The organism is Kitasatospora sp. NBC_01266, assembly GCF_036242395.1.
Classification (GTDB): Bacteria; Actinomycetota; Actinomycetes; order Streptomycetales; family Streptomycetaceae; genus Kitasatospora.
This window is the reverse complement of the sequence record NZ_CP108458.1, coordinates 3,764,440-3,779,722: the sequence shown is the minus strand read 5'-3', so window position 1 is coordinate 3,779,722 and position 15,283 is coordinate 3,764,440. Positions and strand designations below refer to the sequence as shown.

Sequence of the window (15,283 nt, the reverse complement as noted above, 5' to 3'; positions counted from 1 at the left end):
TGCCGGACGGTTGCCACGGCGGGCCAAATCCACTCCTTCGGGTGACTGTTCGCGGCTTGGCTTGACCACGGCTCCCGAGGGGGTTTGCACGCTGGGCAACGAGCGGTGCGGGCGGTCGGTTACGGACGACTGATCATGTGACCGCATTCTCACCCGGACGTGTGGGAACCGTCCGCCGGGTGACCCGGCGTCAGCTATGTTCATCGAGGGCGAGCGGGCCGGATCAGCGGGCATCCGGCGGCAGCAGCCGGGCCAGCGTGCGGACGGCCCGGTACTGCAGGGTCTTGATCGCACCCTCGTTCTTGCCCATGATCCGCGCCGTCTCGGCGACCGAGAGGCCCTGGAGGAAGCGGAGCGTGACGCACTCCTGCTGCTGCGGGTTGAGCCGGCGGACCGCGTCCAGCAGAGCGGCGTTGGAGAGCGACTCGAGGACCGAGTCCTCCGGGCTGCGCTCGCACTCGTTGGAGTCGAGCATCTCCCCGGTGGTCACCTCCAGCCGGAACCGGCTGGACTTGAAGTGGTCGGCGACCAGGTTGCGCGCGATGGTCACCAGCCAGGCACCGAAGTCCCGGCCCTGCCAGGTGAACGTGCCGATCCGGCGCAGCGCGCGCAGGAAGGTCTCGCTGGTCAGGTCCTCGGCCGTGGCCCGGCTGCCGACCCGGTAGTAGATGTAGCGGTAGACCGTGTCGCAGTAGTGGTCGTAGAGCCGGCCGAAGGCCTCGCTCTCGCCGGCCTGGGCCCGCTCGACCAGCTCCATGATCGGGTTCTGCTCGGTCTCGGTGCCCTGCTGCGGCAGCGTCCCGGCGCGACCGCGCAGGCCGACGCCGCGGCTGCGGGTGCCGGCCGGGCCGGCGGCGGTCGAGCGCAGGGCCAGTCCGGCGCCGGGGGCCGGGGCGGGCGCGAACGCGCCGCTGGCCGGCACCAGTTCCGGACCGAGGAGTTCGGCGCCGAGGAGTTCGGGCAGCAAGGCCAGCTGGGTGCGCAGCAGCGAGCGCAGCAGGCGCAGGTTGCGCTCGGCCGCACGGGGCACGGTCCTGGTGACGGGGGGCGACGGGCGGGAGGGAGCAGGCGCGTCGTTCCGGACGGGTGGGTACACGGGACTCCCAGAGGCAGAACTGTGGACGGATCACCTCCGCCTGCGCGGAGAGCACACTCCCCGTCACCCCGCCGGGGGAGACACCTGGGGTGGGCGTGCATCCAGGAGAGAATAACGCTTTGTGCAATGACAGCTACACCCTGTGGCGGAAGTGGTCGTTTCGGATCCACTTCGCGTGGTATGTGAGCCGAAACCGACCGTTCGGAGCGCCGAACCGCACGCTGCTGGTGAGCACTTAGCGGCGGAGTGTGACCGATTCCGAGGTCGGGCGGGCGAGTTCCCCGTCGTTGCGGCTGCCAATCCCAGACTTTCCGGGGTGTTCGAACGATCAGAACCGGTCACTTGGCGCGCCGTGCCGACGCCGACCCGACATCCACCGGCGACCGGTCGGCTGACGGCGTTTCGGAAACCGCTGACGGTCCTTCAGTGGACTTCGAGTCGGACCTGACCGGCCGTCAGCGCCGCTTGCGGCGCAGCGCGATGGTGGCGACCGTGGCGCCGGCCGCGGCGCCGAGCAGCACCGCCGCGGGCACGCCGATCCGGGCCGCCTTGCGGCCGGTGCGGAAGTCCCGCACCCGCCAGCCGTGCGCCCGCGCGTACTTGCGCAGCCGTCCGTCGGGGTTGACCACGAAGGGGTGCCCGACCAGCGAGAGCATCGGGATGTCGTTGGCCGAGTCGCTGTACGCGGCGCACCGGCCGAGGTCCAGCTGCTCGCGCCGGGCCAGCGCCCGCACCGCCGCCGCCTTGGCCGGGCCGTGCAGCATCTCGCCGACCAGCCGCCCGGTGTAGCGGCCGTCCACCGCCTCGGCCACCGTGCCGAGCGCGCCGGTCATGCCGAGCCGGCGGGCGATCACCCGGGCCACCTCCTGCGGCGCGGCGGTGACCAGCCAGACCCGCTGCCCGGCGTCCAGGTGCATCTGCACCAGGGCCCGGGTGCCCGGCCAGACCTTGGCGGCGACGATCTCCTCGAAGATCTCCTCGCAGATCGCCTCCAGGTCGGCGGTCCGCTTGCCGGCCACCAGCGAGAGCGCGGTGTGCTGGGCGTCGGCGATGTGCCCGGGGTCCTCGGTGCCGTGCAGCCGGAACCAGGCCTGCTGCCAGGCGAACTTGGCCACGTCGCGGCGGCTGAAGAAGTTGCGCCGGTAGAGCCCCACGCCGAGGTAGAAGACCGCCGCGCCCTGCAGGATCGTGTTGTCGCAGTCGAAGAAGGCGGCGCCCTGCGGGTGGTCCACCGGTGGCCCGGCCTGCTCCTGCTCGGCGGCCGGCGGCAGCGGCGCGGCCTCGCGCAGCGCCTGCTCGGCGGCGTCGGCGGCGGCCTCGCCCGCCAGGGCAGCCCGCTCGGAGGGGGAACGCCTTACCTTGGTGAGCCTTCGAAGCGCGGCCATGGCACCGAGCATAGTCAGCCGAGGTGACGCCGGACGCGCCGGGCGGTGACGCGCGGGCGTCGCACAATGGGTCGGTGACTCCACTCCTGCGCCGTGCCAAGAACCCCGCCGACCGGACCGTGACGCTGATCGGCAAGCCCGACTGCCATCTCTGCGAGCAGGCCCGGGAGGTGATCGTGCGGGTCACCGGTGAGCTCGGGGCCGGTTTCGAGGAGCGGGACATCACCCAGGACGAGGAGCTCTACCGCAAGTACTGGGAGCAGATCCCGGTGACCCTGGTGGACGGCCGCCAGCACGACTTCTGGCGGGTCGACGAGACCAGGCTGCGCACCGCGCTCACCCGCTGACGGGCGAGTGCGCCCCGTTTCGGTTCGAACTTCTGGTCGGACGCGCCCCGGTGGGCGACGATGGTGCCGCCGGGGCGGCGTGCGGCGTGATGCGCGTCACTGTGGCGGGACAAAACGGACACCATCTTTGTGCACACGTTCACAAACGCATAGCCTGGCAGCCAAAGCCCAGCTTCACCCACAGGAGCACCGTGGCAATCGGCCGATCAACCCCCAAATCCTCGCCCCCCAGCACTGCCGACGGAGGCTCCATGCGCCGCACCCCTGTGGGACGTCAGACCCGTGCCCGCGGCATCCCCGAGGCCACCGTGGCCCGACTGCCGCTGTACCTGCGCGCACTGACCGCGCTCTCCGAGCGCTCGGTGCCCACCGTCTCATCCGAGGAACTGGCCGCCGCGGCCGGGGTCAACTCGGCCAAGCTGCGCAAGGACTTCTCCTACCTCGGCTCCTACGGCACCCGGGGCGTCGGCTACGACGTCGAGTACCTCGTGTACCAGATCTCCCGTGAGCTCGGTCTCACCCAGGACTGGCCGGTCGTGATCGTCGGGATCGGGAACCTGGGGCACGCGCTGGCCAACTACGGGGGCTTCGCCTCCCGCGGCTTCCGGGTGGCGGCCCTGCTGGACGCCGACCCGTCCGTGGTCGGCAGCAGCGCGGCGGGCCTTCCGGTGCGGCACATGGACGAACTGGAGTCCATCGTGGAGAGCCAGCAGGTCTCCATCGGTGTGATCACCACTCCGCCGGGCGCCGCCCAGCAGGTCTGCGACCGGCTGGTCGAGGCGGGCGTCACCAGCATCCTGAACTTCGCGCCGACCGTGCTGACGGTTCCGGACGGCGTGGACGTGCGCAAGGTGGACCTCTCGATAGAGCTGCAGATCCTGGCCTTCCACGAGCAGCGCAAGGCCGGCGAGGAGCCGGAGGACGAGCGCGAGGAGGAGCCGACCCCCAGTCGCGCCGCCAACCCGGTGCGCGCCGCCGCGGCCAAGCTGCGCCGCGCGGCCGGTGGCACCGCCAAGCCCGAGGCGAAGCAGGAGAAGAGTGAGAAGGCGAAGAACGCCGAGAACGAGCGGCCCGCGGTGATGCCGGCATGAGCGAGCGAAGCGAGCGAATCATCAGCAGTGCGTCCGGCTTGCCGGCTGCCGAGCGCAGCGAGGTGGGCTGGTGAGTCTGCTCGTCGTCGGACTGAGTCACCGCACCGCCCCCGTCACGGTCCTGGAGCGCGCCGCGCTGACCGGGGAGGCACCCACCCGGCTGCTGCACGACGCGGCGGCCACCGCCACCGTCTCGGAAGCGGCGCTGCTCAACACCTGCAACCGGATCGAGCTCTACGCGGACGTGGACAAGTTCCACGCCGGTGTGGCCGAGCTCTCGCTGCTGCTCGCCGAGCACAGCGGGGTGGACCTGGAGGAGCTCACCGCGCACCTCTACGTCCACTACGAGGACCGCGCCGTGCACCACCTCTTCTCGGTGGCCTGCGGGCTGGAGTCGATGGTGGTCGGCGAGGGCCAGATCCTCGGCCAGCTACGCGACGCGCTGGCCCGCGCCCAGGAGGAGCACACCGCCGGGCGCGGCCTCAACGAGCTGTTCCAGCAGGCCCTGCGGGTCGGCAAGCGGGCGCACAGCGAGACCGGGATCGACCGGGCCGGCCAGTCGCTGGTCACCTTCGGTCTCGACCAGATCGCCGCCGGTGCCGGTGAGATCGCCGGCAAGCGGGCCCTGGTGGTCGGCGCGGGCTCGATGAGCTCGCTGGCCGCCGCGACCCTGGCCCGGGCCGGGGTCGGCGACCTGATGATCGCCAACCGCACGCCCGAGCGCGCCGAGCGGCTGGCCGCCACGCTGGGCGCCCGCACCGTGGACTTCGCCAAGGTGCCGCAGGCGCTGGCCGATGTGGACCTGGTGATCTCCTGCACCGGCTCGGCCGGCGTGGTGATCCAGGGTGCCGACGTGGCCGCCGCCGTGGCGGTGCGGACCGCGTCCGCGCCGCTGGCCTTCCTCGACCTGGCGATGCCGCGCGACGTGGACCACGCGGTCCACGAGCTGCCCGGTGCGCTGCTGATCGACCTGGAGTCGCTCTCCCAGGTCGACGCCGCGCTGCCCGGCGCGGGCGACGTGGCCGCCGTCACCGGCATCGTCGCCGACGAGGTGGCCGCCTTCGGCGCCGCCCAGCGGGCCGCGCGGATCGCGCCGACCGTGGTGGCGCTGCGCGCGATGGCCTCCGAGGTGGTCGGCGCCGAGCTGGCCCGCCTCGAGTCCCGACTGCCCGACCTGGACGAACGTTCGCGCGCCGAGGTGGCGCAGACCGTCCGCCGGGTGGTCGACAAGCTGCTGCACGCACCGACGGTGCGGGTCAAGCAGCTGGCCGCCGAGCCGGGCGGTGCCTCCTACGCGGAGGCGCTGCGCGAGCTGTTCGACCTCGACCCGGGCGCGGTGCACGCCGTGTCCGGTACGCCGGTGGGCCCGCAAGCGCAGCCCAGCAGCGGTAGTCTCGCGGGCGGAGCGGCCCGATGACCCACCTTCTCGACCACCAGCACGACCGGGATGATCACGCTATGAATGGTCAACTGAGCACGCAGCAGGGCCAGTTGGATGCCGAAACGATACCGCTGCGGCTCGGCACCCGGCGCAGCGCGCTGGCCATGGCCCAGTCGGGGATGGTCGCTCGCGAGGTCAGCCGGCTGACCGGCCGCGAGGTCGAACTGGTGGAGATCACCACGTACGGCGACACCTCCCGCGAGCAGCTCGCGCAGATCGGCGGCACCGGAGTCTTCGTCTCCGCGCTGCGCGACGCGCTGCTCGCGGGCCGGATCGACTTCGCCGTGCACTCGCTCAAGGACCTGCCGACCGCCGCCCCCGAGGGCCTGGTGCTGGCCGCCGTGCCCGAGCGCGAGGACGCCCGGGACGCCCTGGTGGCCCGTGAGGGGCTCGGCCTGGAAGCCCTGGTCGAGAAGTGCGCCGGGCGCGCCGCCCGGATCGGCACCGGCTCCCCGCGCCGGATGGCCCAGCTGAACGCCTGGGCCGCCGCCCAGGGCGTCGAGATCGAGACGGTGCCGATCCGCGGCAACGTCGACACCCGGATCGGCTTCGTCGACAGCGGCGAGCTGGACGCCGTGGTGCTCGCCACCGCCGGCCTCAACCGGCTGGGCCGGGCCGCCGAGATCAGCGAGCACCTGGCGCCCGAGCTGATGCTCCCGGCCCCCGGTCAGGGCGCCCTGGCGCTCGAGTGCCGGGCCGACGCCCCCGAACTGGTCGCCGCCCTCGGTCGGCTCGACCACCCCGCCACCCGCACCGCCGTCGTCGCGGAGCGCGCCCTGCTGGCCGCGCTGGAAGCCGGCTGCTCCGCCCCGGTGGCCGCGCTGGCCCGGCTGAGCGGCGAGAACGAACTGCGGCTGGAAGGCGTCGTCGGCACTGTCGACGGCGCCACCCTGCTGACGATGTCCACCACTGGTCCGCTCGCGTTCGACGAGACGGCCGAGCGGCAGGCGCGGGCCCTGGGCCACGCGCTGGCCGCCCGGCTGCTCGACGGCGGAGCGGCCGGTCTGATGGGGGAGCGAGTCTGATGAGCCCCACCAACACCGCCGACCGCTCCGGACGCTGCACCTTCCTCGGTGCCGGCCCTGGCGACCCCGGTCTGCTCACGCTGCGCGCGGTCGAGGTGCTGGCCGGCGCCGACCTGCTGATCGCCGACCCGCTGACCGCGGGCGCGGTGCGCAGCCACTGCCCGTCGAGTGTCCAGGTGCACTCGCCCGGTCCGCTGGACGGCGAGAGCGCCGAGTTCGACGCCGCCTCGCTCTCCCGGCTGATCGCGGACGCGGTCGCGGCCGGCAAGCACGTGGTCCGCACCGTCGACGGCGACCCGGGCCTGGACGGCCGGGCGGCCGAGGAGATGCTGCTCTGCGCCAAGGCCGGCACCGCCTTCGAGGTGATCCCGGGCGTGGCCCAGTCGGTCGGCGTCCCGGCCTACGCGGGCGTCCCGCTGCGCGGCAGCAACGGCGCCGACGTGCGCTTCGTGGACGGCTCCGCGCTGCTGGCCGGCGCCGTGCTGGACCTCGGCGCCCCGGAGACCACCCTGGTGGTGCGCACCACCCTGGGGCAGCTGCCGGTGACCGCCAACGCGCTGATCGCCAACGGCCGCAAGCCGGACGCCGCGCTCTGCGCCACGCTCTCGGGCACCACCACCCGCCAGCGCACCTTCACCTCCACGCTGGCCACCATCGCGGCCGACCTGAAGGCGGCCCGGGTGCTGCCCTCGCCGGTCTCCGCCCCGGTGGACCCGGCCACCTCGGTGATAGCCGTGGTCGGTGACCAGGTCGCGCACCGCGACTCGCACTCCTGGTTCGAGACCAAGCCGCTGTTCGGCTGGAACGTGCTGGTGCCGCGGACCAAGGAGCAGGCCACCGGCCTGTCCGAGCAGCTGCGCTCCTACGGCGCGGTGCCGCAGGAGGTGCCGACCATCGCGGTCGAGCCGCCGCGCACCCCGCAGCAGATGGAGCGCGCGATCAAGGGCCTGGTGACCGGCCGCTACGAGTGGATCGCCTTCACCTCGGTCAACGCGGTGCGCGCGGTGCGCGAGAAGTTCGAGGAGTACGGCCTGGACGCCCGCGCCTTCGCCGGGATCAAGGTCGCGGCGGTCGGCGAGACCACCGGCCAGGCGCTGGTGGACTTCGGGGTGAAGCCCGACCTGGTGCCCAGCGGCGAGCAGTCCGCGGCCGGCCTGCTGGAGGACTGGCCGCCGTTCGACCCGGTCTTCGACCCGATCGACCGGGTGCTGCTGCCGCGCGCCGACATCGCCACCGAGACCCTGGTGGCCGGCCTGGTCGAACTCGGCTGGGAGGTGGACGACGTGACGGCCTACCGGACCGTGCGCGCCTCGCCGCCGCCGGCCGAGACCCGCGAGGCGATCAAGGGCGGCGGCTTCGACGCGGTGCTCTTCACCTCGTCCTCGACCGTGCGCAACCTGGTCGGCATCGCCGGCAAGCCGCACAACGTCACGATCATCGCCTGTATCGGCCCCGCCACCGCCAAGACCGCCGAGGAGCACGGCCTGCGGGTCGACGTGATGGCGCCGGCGCCGTCCGCCTCCGCGCTGGCCCAGGCGCTGGCAGAGTTCGGTGCGGGCCGTCGGGACGCCGCCACCTCGGCCGGTGAGCCGGTCTACCGGCCCAGCGAGCGCCGTCCCGGCTCCCGTCGCAAGGCGCGCTGACCACTGGAGGAAGTCTTGTCTTTCCCTGCCAATCGGCCCCGCCGGCTCCGCTCGACCCCGGCGGTGCGCCGCCTGGTCGCGGAGACCCGGCTGCACCCGGCCGAGTTCATCCTGCCGGTCTTCGTCCGCGAGGGCATCGACGAGCCGGTGCCGGTGAGTTCGATGCCGGGTGTGGTGCAGCACACCCGCGACACGCTGCGCAAGGCGGCGGTGGAGGCGGCCGAGGCCGGCCTCGGCGGGATCATGCTCTTCGGCGTGCCGCTGACCAAGGACGCGGTGGGCTCGGCGGGCACGGATCCGAACGGCATCCTGCAGCTGGCGATCCGCGACGTGGTCGCCGAGGTCGGTGACCAGCTGGTCGTGATGTCGGACCTGTGCCTGGACGAGTTCACCGACCACGGCCACTGCGGGGTGCTGGCCGCCGACGGCTCGGTGGACAACGACGCGACCCTGGAGCGCTACGCCGAGATGGCCGTGGTGCAGGCCGAGGCCGGGGTCCACATGGTCGGCCCGTCCGGGATGATGGACGGTCAGGTCGGCGTGGTCCGCCGGGCGCTGGACGCGGCGGGCCACCAGGACGTCGCCGTGCTCGCCTACACCGCCAAGTACGCCTCGGCGCTCTACGGCCCGTTCCGGGAGGCGGTCAGCTCCTCGCTCAAGGGCGACCGCAAGACCTACCAGCAGGACCTGGCCAACTCCCGGGAGGCGCTGCGCGAGCTGGAACTGGACCTCGCCGAGGGGGCCGACCTGGTGATGGTCAAGCCGGCCATGCCCTGCCTGGACATCCTGCGCCAGGTGGCCGACCGCTCGCCGGTGCCGGTGGCGGCCTACCAGATCTCCGGTGAGTACGCGATGGTCGAGGCCGCCGCGGCGAACGGCTGGATCGACCGTGAGCGGACCATCCTGGAGACCCTCACCTCGATCCGCCGCGCCGGGGCCGAGCAGATCCTGACCTACTGGGCCGTCGAGGCGGCCCGGATGCTGTAGGGCCGAGCACATGACCGAGGGGGCGTCAGCCGTTGCTGACGCCCCCTCGGTGTTATCCGGTTCAGTGGTGGTGCCAGCCGTCGATCTCGGACTGGTAGCCACCCTCGCCGCCGGCCGCGTCGTCGGTCGCCCAGTGGGCGCCCGCGAAGCCGGTGTGCACGTGGTCGGTGCCCGCCCATCCGGCGTGCCAGCCGGCCGCGAACACCGGGTCGGCGCTGACCACGCCGCCACCGCTGCCACCGGCGGTGACATGGGCGTAGGCCGGAGCGGCGATACCGGCGATCATCAGCGCGCCGGCCGCGACGGCGGCGGCCCTGCCCAGCATCCTCTGCATGGTCGGTCCTCTCTGTCTGACGCGGACGCCCGGGGGAGCGGCCGCCTGGAATTGACTCTGTGTCACTCACATGGCTGCGGGGCCCGGGGGGACGTGTGCTCCCCAGGCCCCGCCGGTCGTGCTCTGGAGGGTCAGGTACTGCTCCGGAGGGTCAGGTCGTGCGTGGCGGACCGGTCGGGGCCGGCCGGCCCGCCCGTGCTGGGGGCTTGATCAGCCGATCAGGTGCGACAGCGGGGCGTCGCCGTTGGACTGGGTGGTCTGGCCGACGTTGCAGATCTGGTGCTGCTGCTGGTTGAGGACCGGCACGTCGACCTGGACCGGGATGAGGCCGACCTGGACGTGGTGGATCTCCGGCAGGCAGATGTTCGGGTTGTCCAGGGTGTGGAAGTTCGGGCTGTGGTCGCCGTGGGTGCCGGTGGCGTTGGTGCCGCCGTTGCCCTGGACCGAGGCGGCCGAGCCGTCGGCGTCGCCGATCGCCATCGAGGGGGCGGCGGACATCGCGATGGCGGCGGTGGCCAGACCGGCGGTGGCGAGAACCTTCTTCAGCATGGGGTGCTCTCTCTTGCTACTGGGTTGGGACTTCAGACGGGGTGGAGCGGGTGGAACAGGTGGAGCAGGGGGAACCGGAGGGAGCCGAGGGCTCGTCAGCCGATCAGGTGCGAGACGGCGCCGTCGCCGTTCGCCTGGGTGGGCTGGCCGACGTTGCAGACCTGGTGCAGCTGCTGGTTGCCGACCGGGATGTCCGCCTGGATCGGAACGAGGCCGACCTGGACGTGGTGGATCTCCGGCAGGCAGATGTTCGGGTTGTCCAGGAAGTGGAAGTTGGGGCTGTGGTTGCCCCAGGTGCCGGTGGCGTTGGTGCCGCCGTTGCCCTGCACCGAAGCACCGGAACCGTCCGAGTCGCCGATCGCCATCGCGGGGGTCACGCCGGCGGCCATGGCGGCGGCCACCAGGCCGACGGAGGCCAGGGTCTTCTTGATCATGGGAATTCCTCTCTGGATTGCTTCGTCCGCTGCGTCTGGGTGCAATCCGTTCAACGAATTGACCTGGTCTGCGGTCACCATGACTTGTGCGGCGTATTCAGGAATGCGATCACGTCCGGCAGTTCTCCGGCTGCGGAGCGATCGGGCATCCGATCCGGCCGTTGTGGTGCTCGTCCTGCGGTGACACCGGTATCAAAGAACGGCGGCCGGGAAAGTTACGCGAGGCGTGCCGGGAAAAATTCGGTACGACCGGATGCCACGGCGTGTCGATCTGATTAATACGCCGTTCCGGTTAAGCCGCGCCCACTCCTGTGCGGTCGGGTCGTTGAAACAGATCGACCCCGGTTCTCTTTCGCCGGTCCGCCGGCACGGGCGCGGGGCCGATGAACCCCACTGCCTCACGAGATCGGATCAGGGAAGACGATGAAGCTCTCCAAGCGGACCGGTGTACTGCTGCTGGCGGTTGGCGCCTCGGCGATCGCGGGCCAGGGGGTGGCGGCCGCGGCCGGCCCCCAGACGATGACGCCGGACCAGGTCTCCTCGCTGGAGAACGGGCTGGCGACGAAGAGCGTGCCGCTGCGGGTCCCGCTGGAGACCGTCACCGAGCACGCGCCGATGCTCGGCGGCCTGGGCGGCGACGTGACCGGCACGCTGCCCGCCTCGCCGGTGCTGCCCCCGGTGCCGGCCGCGCAGGACAGGCACCAGCTGGTGCCGGACAAGGTGGTCCCGGCGCTCAACTTCAGCAAGGTCGGGCCGAGCCTGGACTCCAACGTGCCGGTGCCGGCCCTGGCCGACGGGGTGCGGCCGGGCAACCTGGACCTGACCGCGCCCGAGGCGCCGCTGAAGGCGGTCGGCCCGGCGGTGGGCATCGGGCACCCGCTGGGCTTCGTGGCGGGCGCCGACGGCCAGCTGAAGGACGGCGCGCTGTCGACCGGCGACCTGGACCCGCGGATCCTGCCCGGCGCGGTCTCGGCGGTGCCGGGGGCCAAGGCCAGCCTGGGCGGCCCCGACCGGCACTCCTCGCTGACCCAGACGGCGCAGGACCTGCTCACCACCACCATGGCCACCTCCGACGAGGCGTTGGGGAACGGCTCGCAGAGCTGAAGCGGGGCGCGGTCCACGAAGCGCTCAGGCCCGGTGCGTACCTTGCACCGGGCCTTGCGCCGTCCGCCGTGATCCGGCTCGCACTCAGTTGCCCGGCACCGCGCCCATCAGCAGCTTCAGCACCGGCAGGTCCTTGGCGCCGCCGCCGTCGCTGAGCGCGCCGGTGACGGCCGAGGAGCTGACCGGCCGCATGCCGGGGTTGTCGGGCTTGACGGCGACCGCGTTGTTCAGCGGGTCTGCGGTGGACTGGGCGAACGGGTCCAGCCGCAGGTCCTTCACCGGCCCGGTGACGTAGCCGGTGGTGCTGCCCAGGGCGCCGAGGGCCGGGCCGACCTGGGTCGGCTGCAGCCGGGCGGTGGGCTCCTTGGGGGCGGCCGCCGCGGCGCTGCCGGCGGCAGCCGGGGTGAGCAGCAGCGCGGCCCCGAGCGCGGCCAGTGCGCCGCTGGTGGTGGTGAGGCTCATGGGGGTCCTTCTCGGTCGAGAACCGGTGCGGTTGCGGGAAAGGCGTCGGCCCCCGGACGGGGAGGTCCGGGGGCCGACACTCACGCGACTTCCGCTGCTCAGCAGTCGTCGTCGTGGTGGTGCTGGGGCTCGACGTTGGCGCAGGTGTTGCCGAACGCCGGGTTCAGCACGCCGATCACGTCGACCGTGTTGCCGCAGAGGTTGACCGGGATGTGCACCGGCACCTGGATGGCGTTGCCGGAGGCGACACCGGGGGAGTGGGCGGCGACGCCTTCCGCACCCGCGCTGGCGTTGGCGGCGCCCGCGGCACCGAGCACCAGGCCGGCGGCCACGGTGGTCAGTACGGCGATCTTCTTGGTCTGCATGAGGAGCTCCTGTTCAGCTGCAGCGGGAACGGTCAGCCGTTGTTGACGCAGGTGTTGCCGAACGCCGGGTTCAGCAGGCCGATCACGTCGATGGTGTTGCCGCAGAGGTTGACCGGAACGTGCACCGGGACCTGGATCAGGTTGCCGGAGAGCACGCCGGGCGAGCCGACCGCAGCGCCCTCGGCGCCCGAGCTGGCGGCGGCCAGGCCGGCACCGCCGAGCACCAGGCCGGCGGCGGCGGTGGTCAGGACGAGGGTCTTCGAGAACTTGCGCATGGGTAATCCTCCGTTGATTTCTCGGGGCCGGTTCTGAACATCCCGGGGCACCCGGCGAAACAGGAATGGCGATCGGAAGGTTCTGGCCGACTGCCCGGAATCACTCCGCCGGGCGAAGGCCGACCGACCCGGACGAGTCCGCCGGGTCGGTACTTCAGGCGGTACTTCAGGCGTTGACGCAGGTGTTGCCGAACGCCGGGTTCAGCACGGTGACCAGGCCGATGCTGTTGCCGCAGAGGTTGACCGGAACGTGCACCGGGACCTGGATCAGGTTGCCCGAGAGCACACCGGGGGAGCCGGCCGCGACACCCTGGGCACCAGCGTCGGCGGAGGCGATGGAGGCGCCACCGAGGATCAGGGCAGCGGCGGCGGCCGCGCCGAACGCGCCGTGGACGAGCTTGCGCATGACGGAATTCTCTTTCTGCCTAAGGACGCTGACGGTGTGAAGCGGCTTCCCGAGCTAGAACGACCGGCGGCACGGGCGGAAACGGGCGCCCGGCGGGATCACCCGATCGCCTGGCGGCCGCCGGTGGCGGGGGGTGGTCGGCGCCGCCGCATGCGTACGAACGGGTGATTCGCGGCCGATAGCCGCAACCGGGTGGCAAAGGGGTCGTTGCTGATCATGCACGCATCGTGCTCAGCAACAAGGAGACTCAATATGAGCGTCAAGAAGGCTGCCGCTGTCGGCGCCGCCGTGGTCGGCATCGTGGCCGCGGGTGCCGGGACCGCCCTGGCCAGCTCCGGCGCCGAGGGTGTCGCGGCCGGTTCCCCCGGTGTGATCTCTGGCAACGCCATCCAGGTGCCGATCCACATCCCGGTCAACCTCTGCGGCAACAGCATCGACGTGGTCGGCCTGCTGAACCCGGCGTTCGGCAACACCTGCGCCAACGCGGGCTGATCCAGGCTGCGCGAAGCCGTCGCCCGTCGCCTCCCCTCCTGGGGCGGTGGGTGGCGGTTTTGGCGTGCCCGGACATGAGGGTGACTCAAGTTCCACTGTCACGAGCCTTGTTGGACTAGTTGTCAGTACCTACGATGTGAACCCGCTCACCGCACCACTCCGCCACCCCCTCTAGGAGTCATGCGTGATCAGGAGATTCACCTCAGGTCCCCCCACCGTGCTGCTGGCCGTGGCCGCGCTGGTCGCCACCCTGGGCCTGGCCGCCGGTGCCCCGCAGGCGCACGCCGACACCGCGAGCCCGCGGGCCGCGCTGCCGGGTGCGATCGTCTCGCTCGGCGACAGCGCCATCTCCGGCGAGGGCGCCGGCACCGACACCAACGACGGCTACTTCCCGGGCACCGACGGGCCCAAGGACTACTGCCACCGGCACCCCCAGTCGGAGATCTTCGACACCGGCCTGTCCGGCCTGACCGCCGTCGACCTGGCCTGCTCCGGCGCCCAGACCGGCGACCTGGTCAGCGACCCGACCCTGGCGCAGATCACCGGCGGCGGCAGCGGCGACTACGGCGAGCCCAAGCAGGACGCCCAACTCGCGCAGACCGCCGCCAAGTACGACGTCAAGATGGTGGTCGTGACGATCGGCGCCAACGACGACTTCGACTTCAGCGGGATCATGGAGAGCTGCCTCGGGCAGTACTTCCCGATCCCGCAGTCCACCGGCTGCCGGGACACCATCGGCAGCGCCACGATCACCCAGCGGGCCGCCAAGGTGATCCCCAAGGTGACCGCCGCGATCACCGACATCCGCGACACCATGCGCACCGCGGGCTACGCGGACGGGTCGTACCAGCTGGTCTTCCAGTCGTACTTCACCCCGATCACCCCCGACATCCGCGCCAACGACTACGCGACCAAGGTCGCCCAGGGCTGCCCCGCCTTCCCGGAGGACCTGGCCTGGGGCCACAACTGGGTGGTGCCGACCTTCGACGACGCGCTGCGCCAGGCCGCCGAAGCGGTGCCGGGGGTGCGCTTCCTGGACCAGCGCCGGGTCTCCTACGGCCACGAGGTCTGCGCCGAGTGGACCACCTCGCCGTACGAGTACACCAACGGCGACGTGATCGACCTCTCGGAGAACACCCGCAACGGCTGCGACTACTCGATCGGCATCCTCTCGCTCTGCGAGAACGAGATCCGGCAGTCCTACCACCTGCGGGTGGCCGGCTACCAGGGGGAGGGGAACTGCCTGGGCGAGTTCTACAACGACCCGTCCCAGCAGGAGGCCTACTGCACCCTCGACCAGTCCGACGGCACCACGATCATGCCGCTGACCGCGGGTCAGCCCTTCGGTGACGTGCCGGAGGACGGCGCCTGGTACCAGCTGACCAACGCGGCCACCGGGCAGGTGCTCGACCTGTCGGGCGGCGGCACCTACGGCGACAGCACCGACGGCCGGCTCGCCATCAACTATCCGGCGGACGGCGGCCTCAACCAGTCCTTCGTGCTGGAGGCCAAGCCGGGCGGCAGCTACCAGATGGACTTCAGCGGCAACCGGAGCATGTGCCTGGACGCCACCGGCGCCGTCACCACCCCAGGCACCCAGCTGGAGCAGTGGAGCTGCAACGGCGGCGGCAACCAGCACTGGATCTTCGAGCCGGCCGGCAACGGGCGGTACAAGCTCGCCGACTCGCAGAACACCGGCATGATCGCCACCGTCGGCGCCGACCACGACAGCCAGAACAACCCGATCGTCGAGCTGGCCGCCGACACCGGCGCCTCGGCCCAGCTCTGGCAGCTGACCAAGCTCGGCATCGTCTACCTGCACGGCTGATCAGTTCCTCGGGCCAACC

General features: G+C 72.0%; 18 protein-coding genes. 9 read left to right on the top strand and 9 right to left on the bottom strand.

The annotated features are described in order from the left end of the window. Positions 1 to 223 precede the first annotated feature (223 nt). Together OG403_RS16335 and OG403_RS16330 are read right to left on the bottom strand one after the other, a co-directional pair. Positions 224 to 1,030 carry an ECF subfamily RNA polymerase sigma factor, BldN family gene (locus OG403_RS16335; protein WP_329564997.1) on the bottom strand — a complete coding sequence of 269 codons (807 nt, stop codon included), beginning with the start codon at positions 1,028 to 1,030 and terminating at the stop codon, positions 224 to 226. A gap of 521 nt (positions 1,031 to 1,551) precedes the next feature. Then, positions 1,552 to 2,481, bottom strand: coding sequence for an HAD family hydrolase (locus OG403_RS16330; RefSeq protein WP_329564995.1), 930 nt, complete (start codon positions 2,479 to 2,481; stop codon positions 1,552 to 1,554). 74 nt (positions 2,482 to 2,555) lie between these two features. On the opposite strand from OG403_RS16330, the gene OG403_RS16325 reads away from it, so the two are divergent. The 6 genes from OG403_RS16325 (at position 2,556) to hemB (ending at position 9,015) form a co-directional block, all read left to right on the top strand. Continuing rightward, positions 2,556 to 2,828 carry a glutaredoxin family protein gene (locus OG403_RS16325; RefSeq protein WP_329564993.1) on the top strand — a complete coding sequence of 91 codons (273 nt, stop codon included), beginning with the start codon at positions 2,556 to 2,558 and terminating at the stop codon, positions 2,826 to 2,828. Between the two features lie 251 nt (positions 2,829 to 3,079). After that, a complete protein-coding gene (locus tag OG403_RS16320; RefSeq protein ID WP_329564991.1) occupies positions 3,080 to 3,919 on the top strand; it encodes a redox-sensing transcriptional repressor Rex in 840 nt (279 codons plus the stop codon). 70 nt (positions 3,920 to 3,989) lie between these two features. Continuing rightward, positions 3,990 to 5,336: a glutamyl-tRNA reductase gene (locus OG403_RS16315; protein WP_329564989.1), complete on the top strand. Its 1,347-nt coding sequence runs from the start codon at positions 3,990 to 3,992 to the stop codon at positions 5,334 to 5,336. 41 nt (positions 5,337 to 5,377) lie between these two features. Continuing rightward, positions 5,378 to 6,385: a hydroxymethylbilane synthase gene (gene hemC, locus OG403_RS16310; protein ID WP_329564987.1), complete on the top strand. Its 1,008-nt coding sequence runs from the start codon at positions 5,378 to 5,380 to the stop codon at positions 6,383 to 6,385. Beyond that, positions 6,385 to 8,028 carry a bifunctional uroporphyrinogen-III C-methyltransferase/uroporphyrinogen-III synthase gene (locus OG403_RS16305; protein WP_329564985.1) on the top strand — a complete coding sequence of 548 codons (1,644 nt, stop codon included), beginning with the start codon at positions 6,385 to 6,387 and terminating at the stop codon, positions 8,026 to 8,028. Before hemC ends, OG403_RS16305 begins: the two co-directional genes overlap by 1 nt. Positions 8,029 to 8,043: 15 nt before the next feature. Further along, positions 8,044 to 9,015: a porphobilinogen synthase gene (gene hemB, locus OG403_RS16300; RefSeq protein WP_442910922.1), complete on the top strand. Its 972-nt coding sequence runs from the start codon at positions 8,044 to 8,046 to the stop codon at positions 9,013 to 9,015. A 61-nt stretch (positions 9,016 to 9,076) separates the two neighbouring features. Here the strand turns inward: hemB and OG403_RS16295 are convergent, their stop codons facing one another. The 3 genes from OG403_RS16295 to OG403_RS16285 form a co-directional block, all read right to left on the bottom strand. Further along, entirely contained in the window at positions 9,077 to 9,349 is a 273-nt protein-coding gene (locus OG403_RS16295; RefSeq protein WP_329564982.1) for a hypothetical protein, read from the bottom strand. A gap of 210 nt (positions 9,350 to 9,559) precedes the next feature. Then, complete coding sequence (locus OG403_RS16290) at positions 9,560 to 9,898, bottom strand: rodlet layer protein (RefSeq protein ID WP_329564979.1); 339 nt, start codon at positions 9,896 to 9,898, stop codon at positions 9,560 to 9,562. Between the two features lie 95 nt (positions 9,899 to 9,993). Then, positions 9,994 to 10,332, bottom strand: coding sequence for a rodlet layer protein (locus tag OG403_RS16285; RefSeq protein ID WP_329564977.1), 339 nt, complete (start codon positions 10,330 to 10,332; stop codon positions 9,994 to 9,996). Positions 10,333 to 10,755: 423 nt separating this feature from the next. On the opposite strand from OG403_RS16285, the gene OG403_RS16280 reads away from it, so the two are divergent. After that, a complete protein-coding gene (locus OG403_RS16280; RefSeq protein WP_329564975.1) occupies positions 10,756 to 11,436 on the top strand; it encodes a hypothetical protein in 681 nt (226 codons plus the stop codon). An 84-nt stretch (positions 11,437 to 11,520) separates the two neighbouring features. Here OG403_RS16280 and OG403_RS16275 read toward each other — a convergent pair whose 3' ends face one another. From OG403_RS16275 to OG403_RS16260, 4 genes are all read right to left on the bottom strand, one after another. Further along, a complete protein-coding gene (locus tag OG403_RS16275) occupies positions 11,521 to 11,898 on the bottom strand; it encodes a hypothetical protein (RefSeq protein WP_329564973.1) in 378 nt (125 codons plus the stop codon). 98 nt (positions 11,899 to 11,996) lie between these two features. Further along, positions 11,997 to 12,263: a chaplin gene (locus OG403_RS16270; RefSeq protein WP_329564971.1), complete on the bottom strand. Its 267-nt coding sequence runs from the start codon at positions 12,261 to 12,263 to the stop codon at positions 11,997 to 11,999. Between the two features lie 32 nt (positions 12,264 to 12,295). Continuing rightward, entirely contained in the window at positions 12,296 to 12,538 is a 243-nt protein-coding gene (locus tag OG403_RS16265) for a chaplin (protein ID WP_329564969.1), read from the bottom strand. Between the two features lie 166 nt (positions 12,539 to 12,704). Further along, on the bottom strand, positions 12,705 to 12,944 hold the full coding sequence (locus tag OG403_RS16260) for a chaplin (protein ID WP_329564967.1): 240 nt from the start codon (positions 12,942 to 12,944) through the stop codon (positions 12,705 to 12,707). 252 nt (positions 12,945 to 13,196) lie between these two features. Between OG403_RS16260 and OG403_RS16255 the strand changes: the two genes are divergently transcribed. Together OG403_RS16255 and OG403_RS16250 are read left to right on the top strand one after the other, a co-directional pair. Further along, the gene (locus tag OG403_RS16255) at positions 13,197 to 13,436 is read left to right on the top strand and encodes a chaplin (protein ID WP_329564965.1); all 240 of its coding nucleotides are present in this window, start codon (positions 13,197 to 13,199) and stop codon (positions 13,434 to 13,436) included. Between the two features lie 184 nt (positions 13,437 to 13,620). Continuing rightward, on the top strand, positions 13,621 to 15,264 hold the full coding sequence (locus OG403_RS16250; RefSeq protein ID WP_329564963.1) for an RICIN domain-containing protein: 1,644 nt from the start codon (positions 13,621 to 13,623) through the stop codon (positions 15,262 to 15,264). The last annotated feature ends 19 nt before the right edge of the window (positions 15,265 to 15,283 follow it).

What these genes read in the sequence shown, in the direction of transcription:
- OG403_RS16275 (WP_329564973.1), bottom strand. Translation starts at nt 11,898, where the DNA reads ATGAGCCTCACCACCACCAGCGGCGCACTGGCCGCGCTCGGGGCCGCG.
- OG403_RS16295 (WP_329564982.1), bottom strand. Translation starts at nt 9,349, where the DNA reads ATGCAGAGGATGCTGGGCAGGGCCGCCGCCGTCGCGGCCGGCGCGCTG.
- OG403_RS16265 (WP_329564969.1), bottom strand. Translation starts at nt 12,538, where the DNA reads ATGCGCAAGTTCTCGAAGACCCTCGTCCTGACCACCGCCGCCGCCGGC.
- OG403_RS16280 (WP_329564975.1), top strand. Translation starts at nt 10,756, where the DNA reads ATGAAGCTCTCCAAGCGGACCGGTGTACTGCTGCTGGCGGTTGGCGCC.
- OG403_RS16320 (WP_329564991.1), top strand. Translation starts at nt 3,080, where the DNA reads ATGCGCCGCACCCCTGTGGGACGTCAGACCCGTGCCCGCGGCATCCCC.
- hemC (WP_329564987.1), top strand. Translation starts at nt 5,378, where the DNA reads ATGAATGGTCAACTGAGCACGCAGCAGGGCCAGTTGGATGCCGAAACG.
- OG403_RS16260 (WP_329564967.1), bottom strand. Translation starts at nt 12,944, where the DNA reads ATGCGCAAGCTCGTCCACGGCGCGTTCGGCGCGGCCGCCGCCGCTGCC.
- OG403_RS16285 (WP_329564977.1), bottom strand. Translation starts at nt 10,332, where the DNA reads ATGATCAAGAAGACCCTGGCCTCCGTCGGCCTGGTGGCCGCCGCCATG.
- OG403_RS16270 (WP_329564971.1), bottom strand. Translation starts at nt 12,263, where the DNA reads ATGCAGACCAAGAAGATCGCCGTACTGACCACCGTGGCCGCCGGCCTG.
- OG403_RS16330 (WP_329564995.1), bottom strand. Translation starts at nt 2,481, where the DNA reads ATGGCCGCGCTTCGAAGGCTCACCAAGGTAAGGCGTTCCCCCTCCGAG.
- OG403_RS16290 (WP_329564979.1), bottom strand. Translation starts at nt 9,898, where the DNA reads ATGCTGAAGAAGGTTCTCGCCACCGCCGGTCTGGCCACCGCCGCCATC.
- OG403_RS16255 (WP_329564965.1), top strand. Translation starts at nt 13,197, where the DNA reads ATGAGCGTCAAGAAGGCTGCCGCTGTCGGCGCCGCCGTGGTCGGCATC.
- OG403_RS16305 (WP_329564985.1), top strand. Translation starts at nt 6,385, where the DNA reads ATGAGCCCCACCAACACCGCCGACCGCTCCGGACGCTGCACCTTCCTC.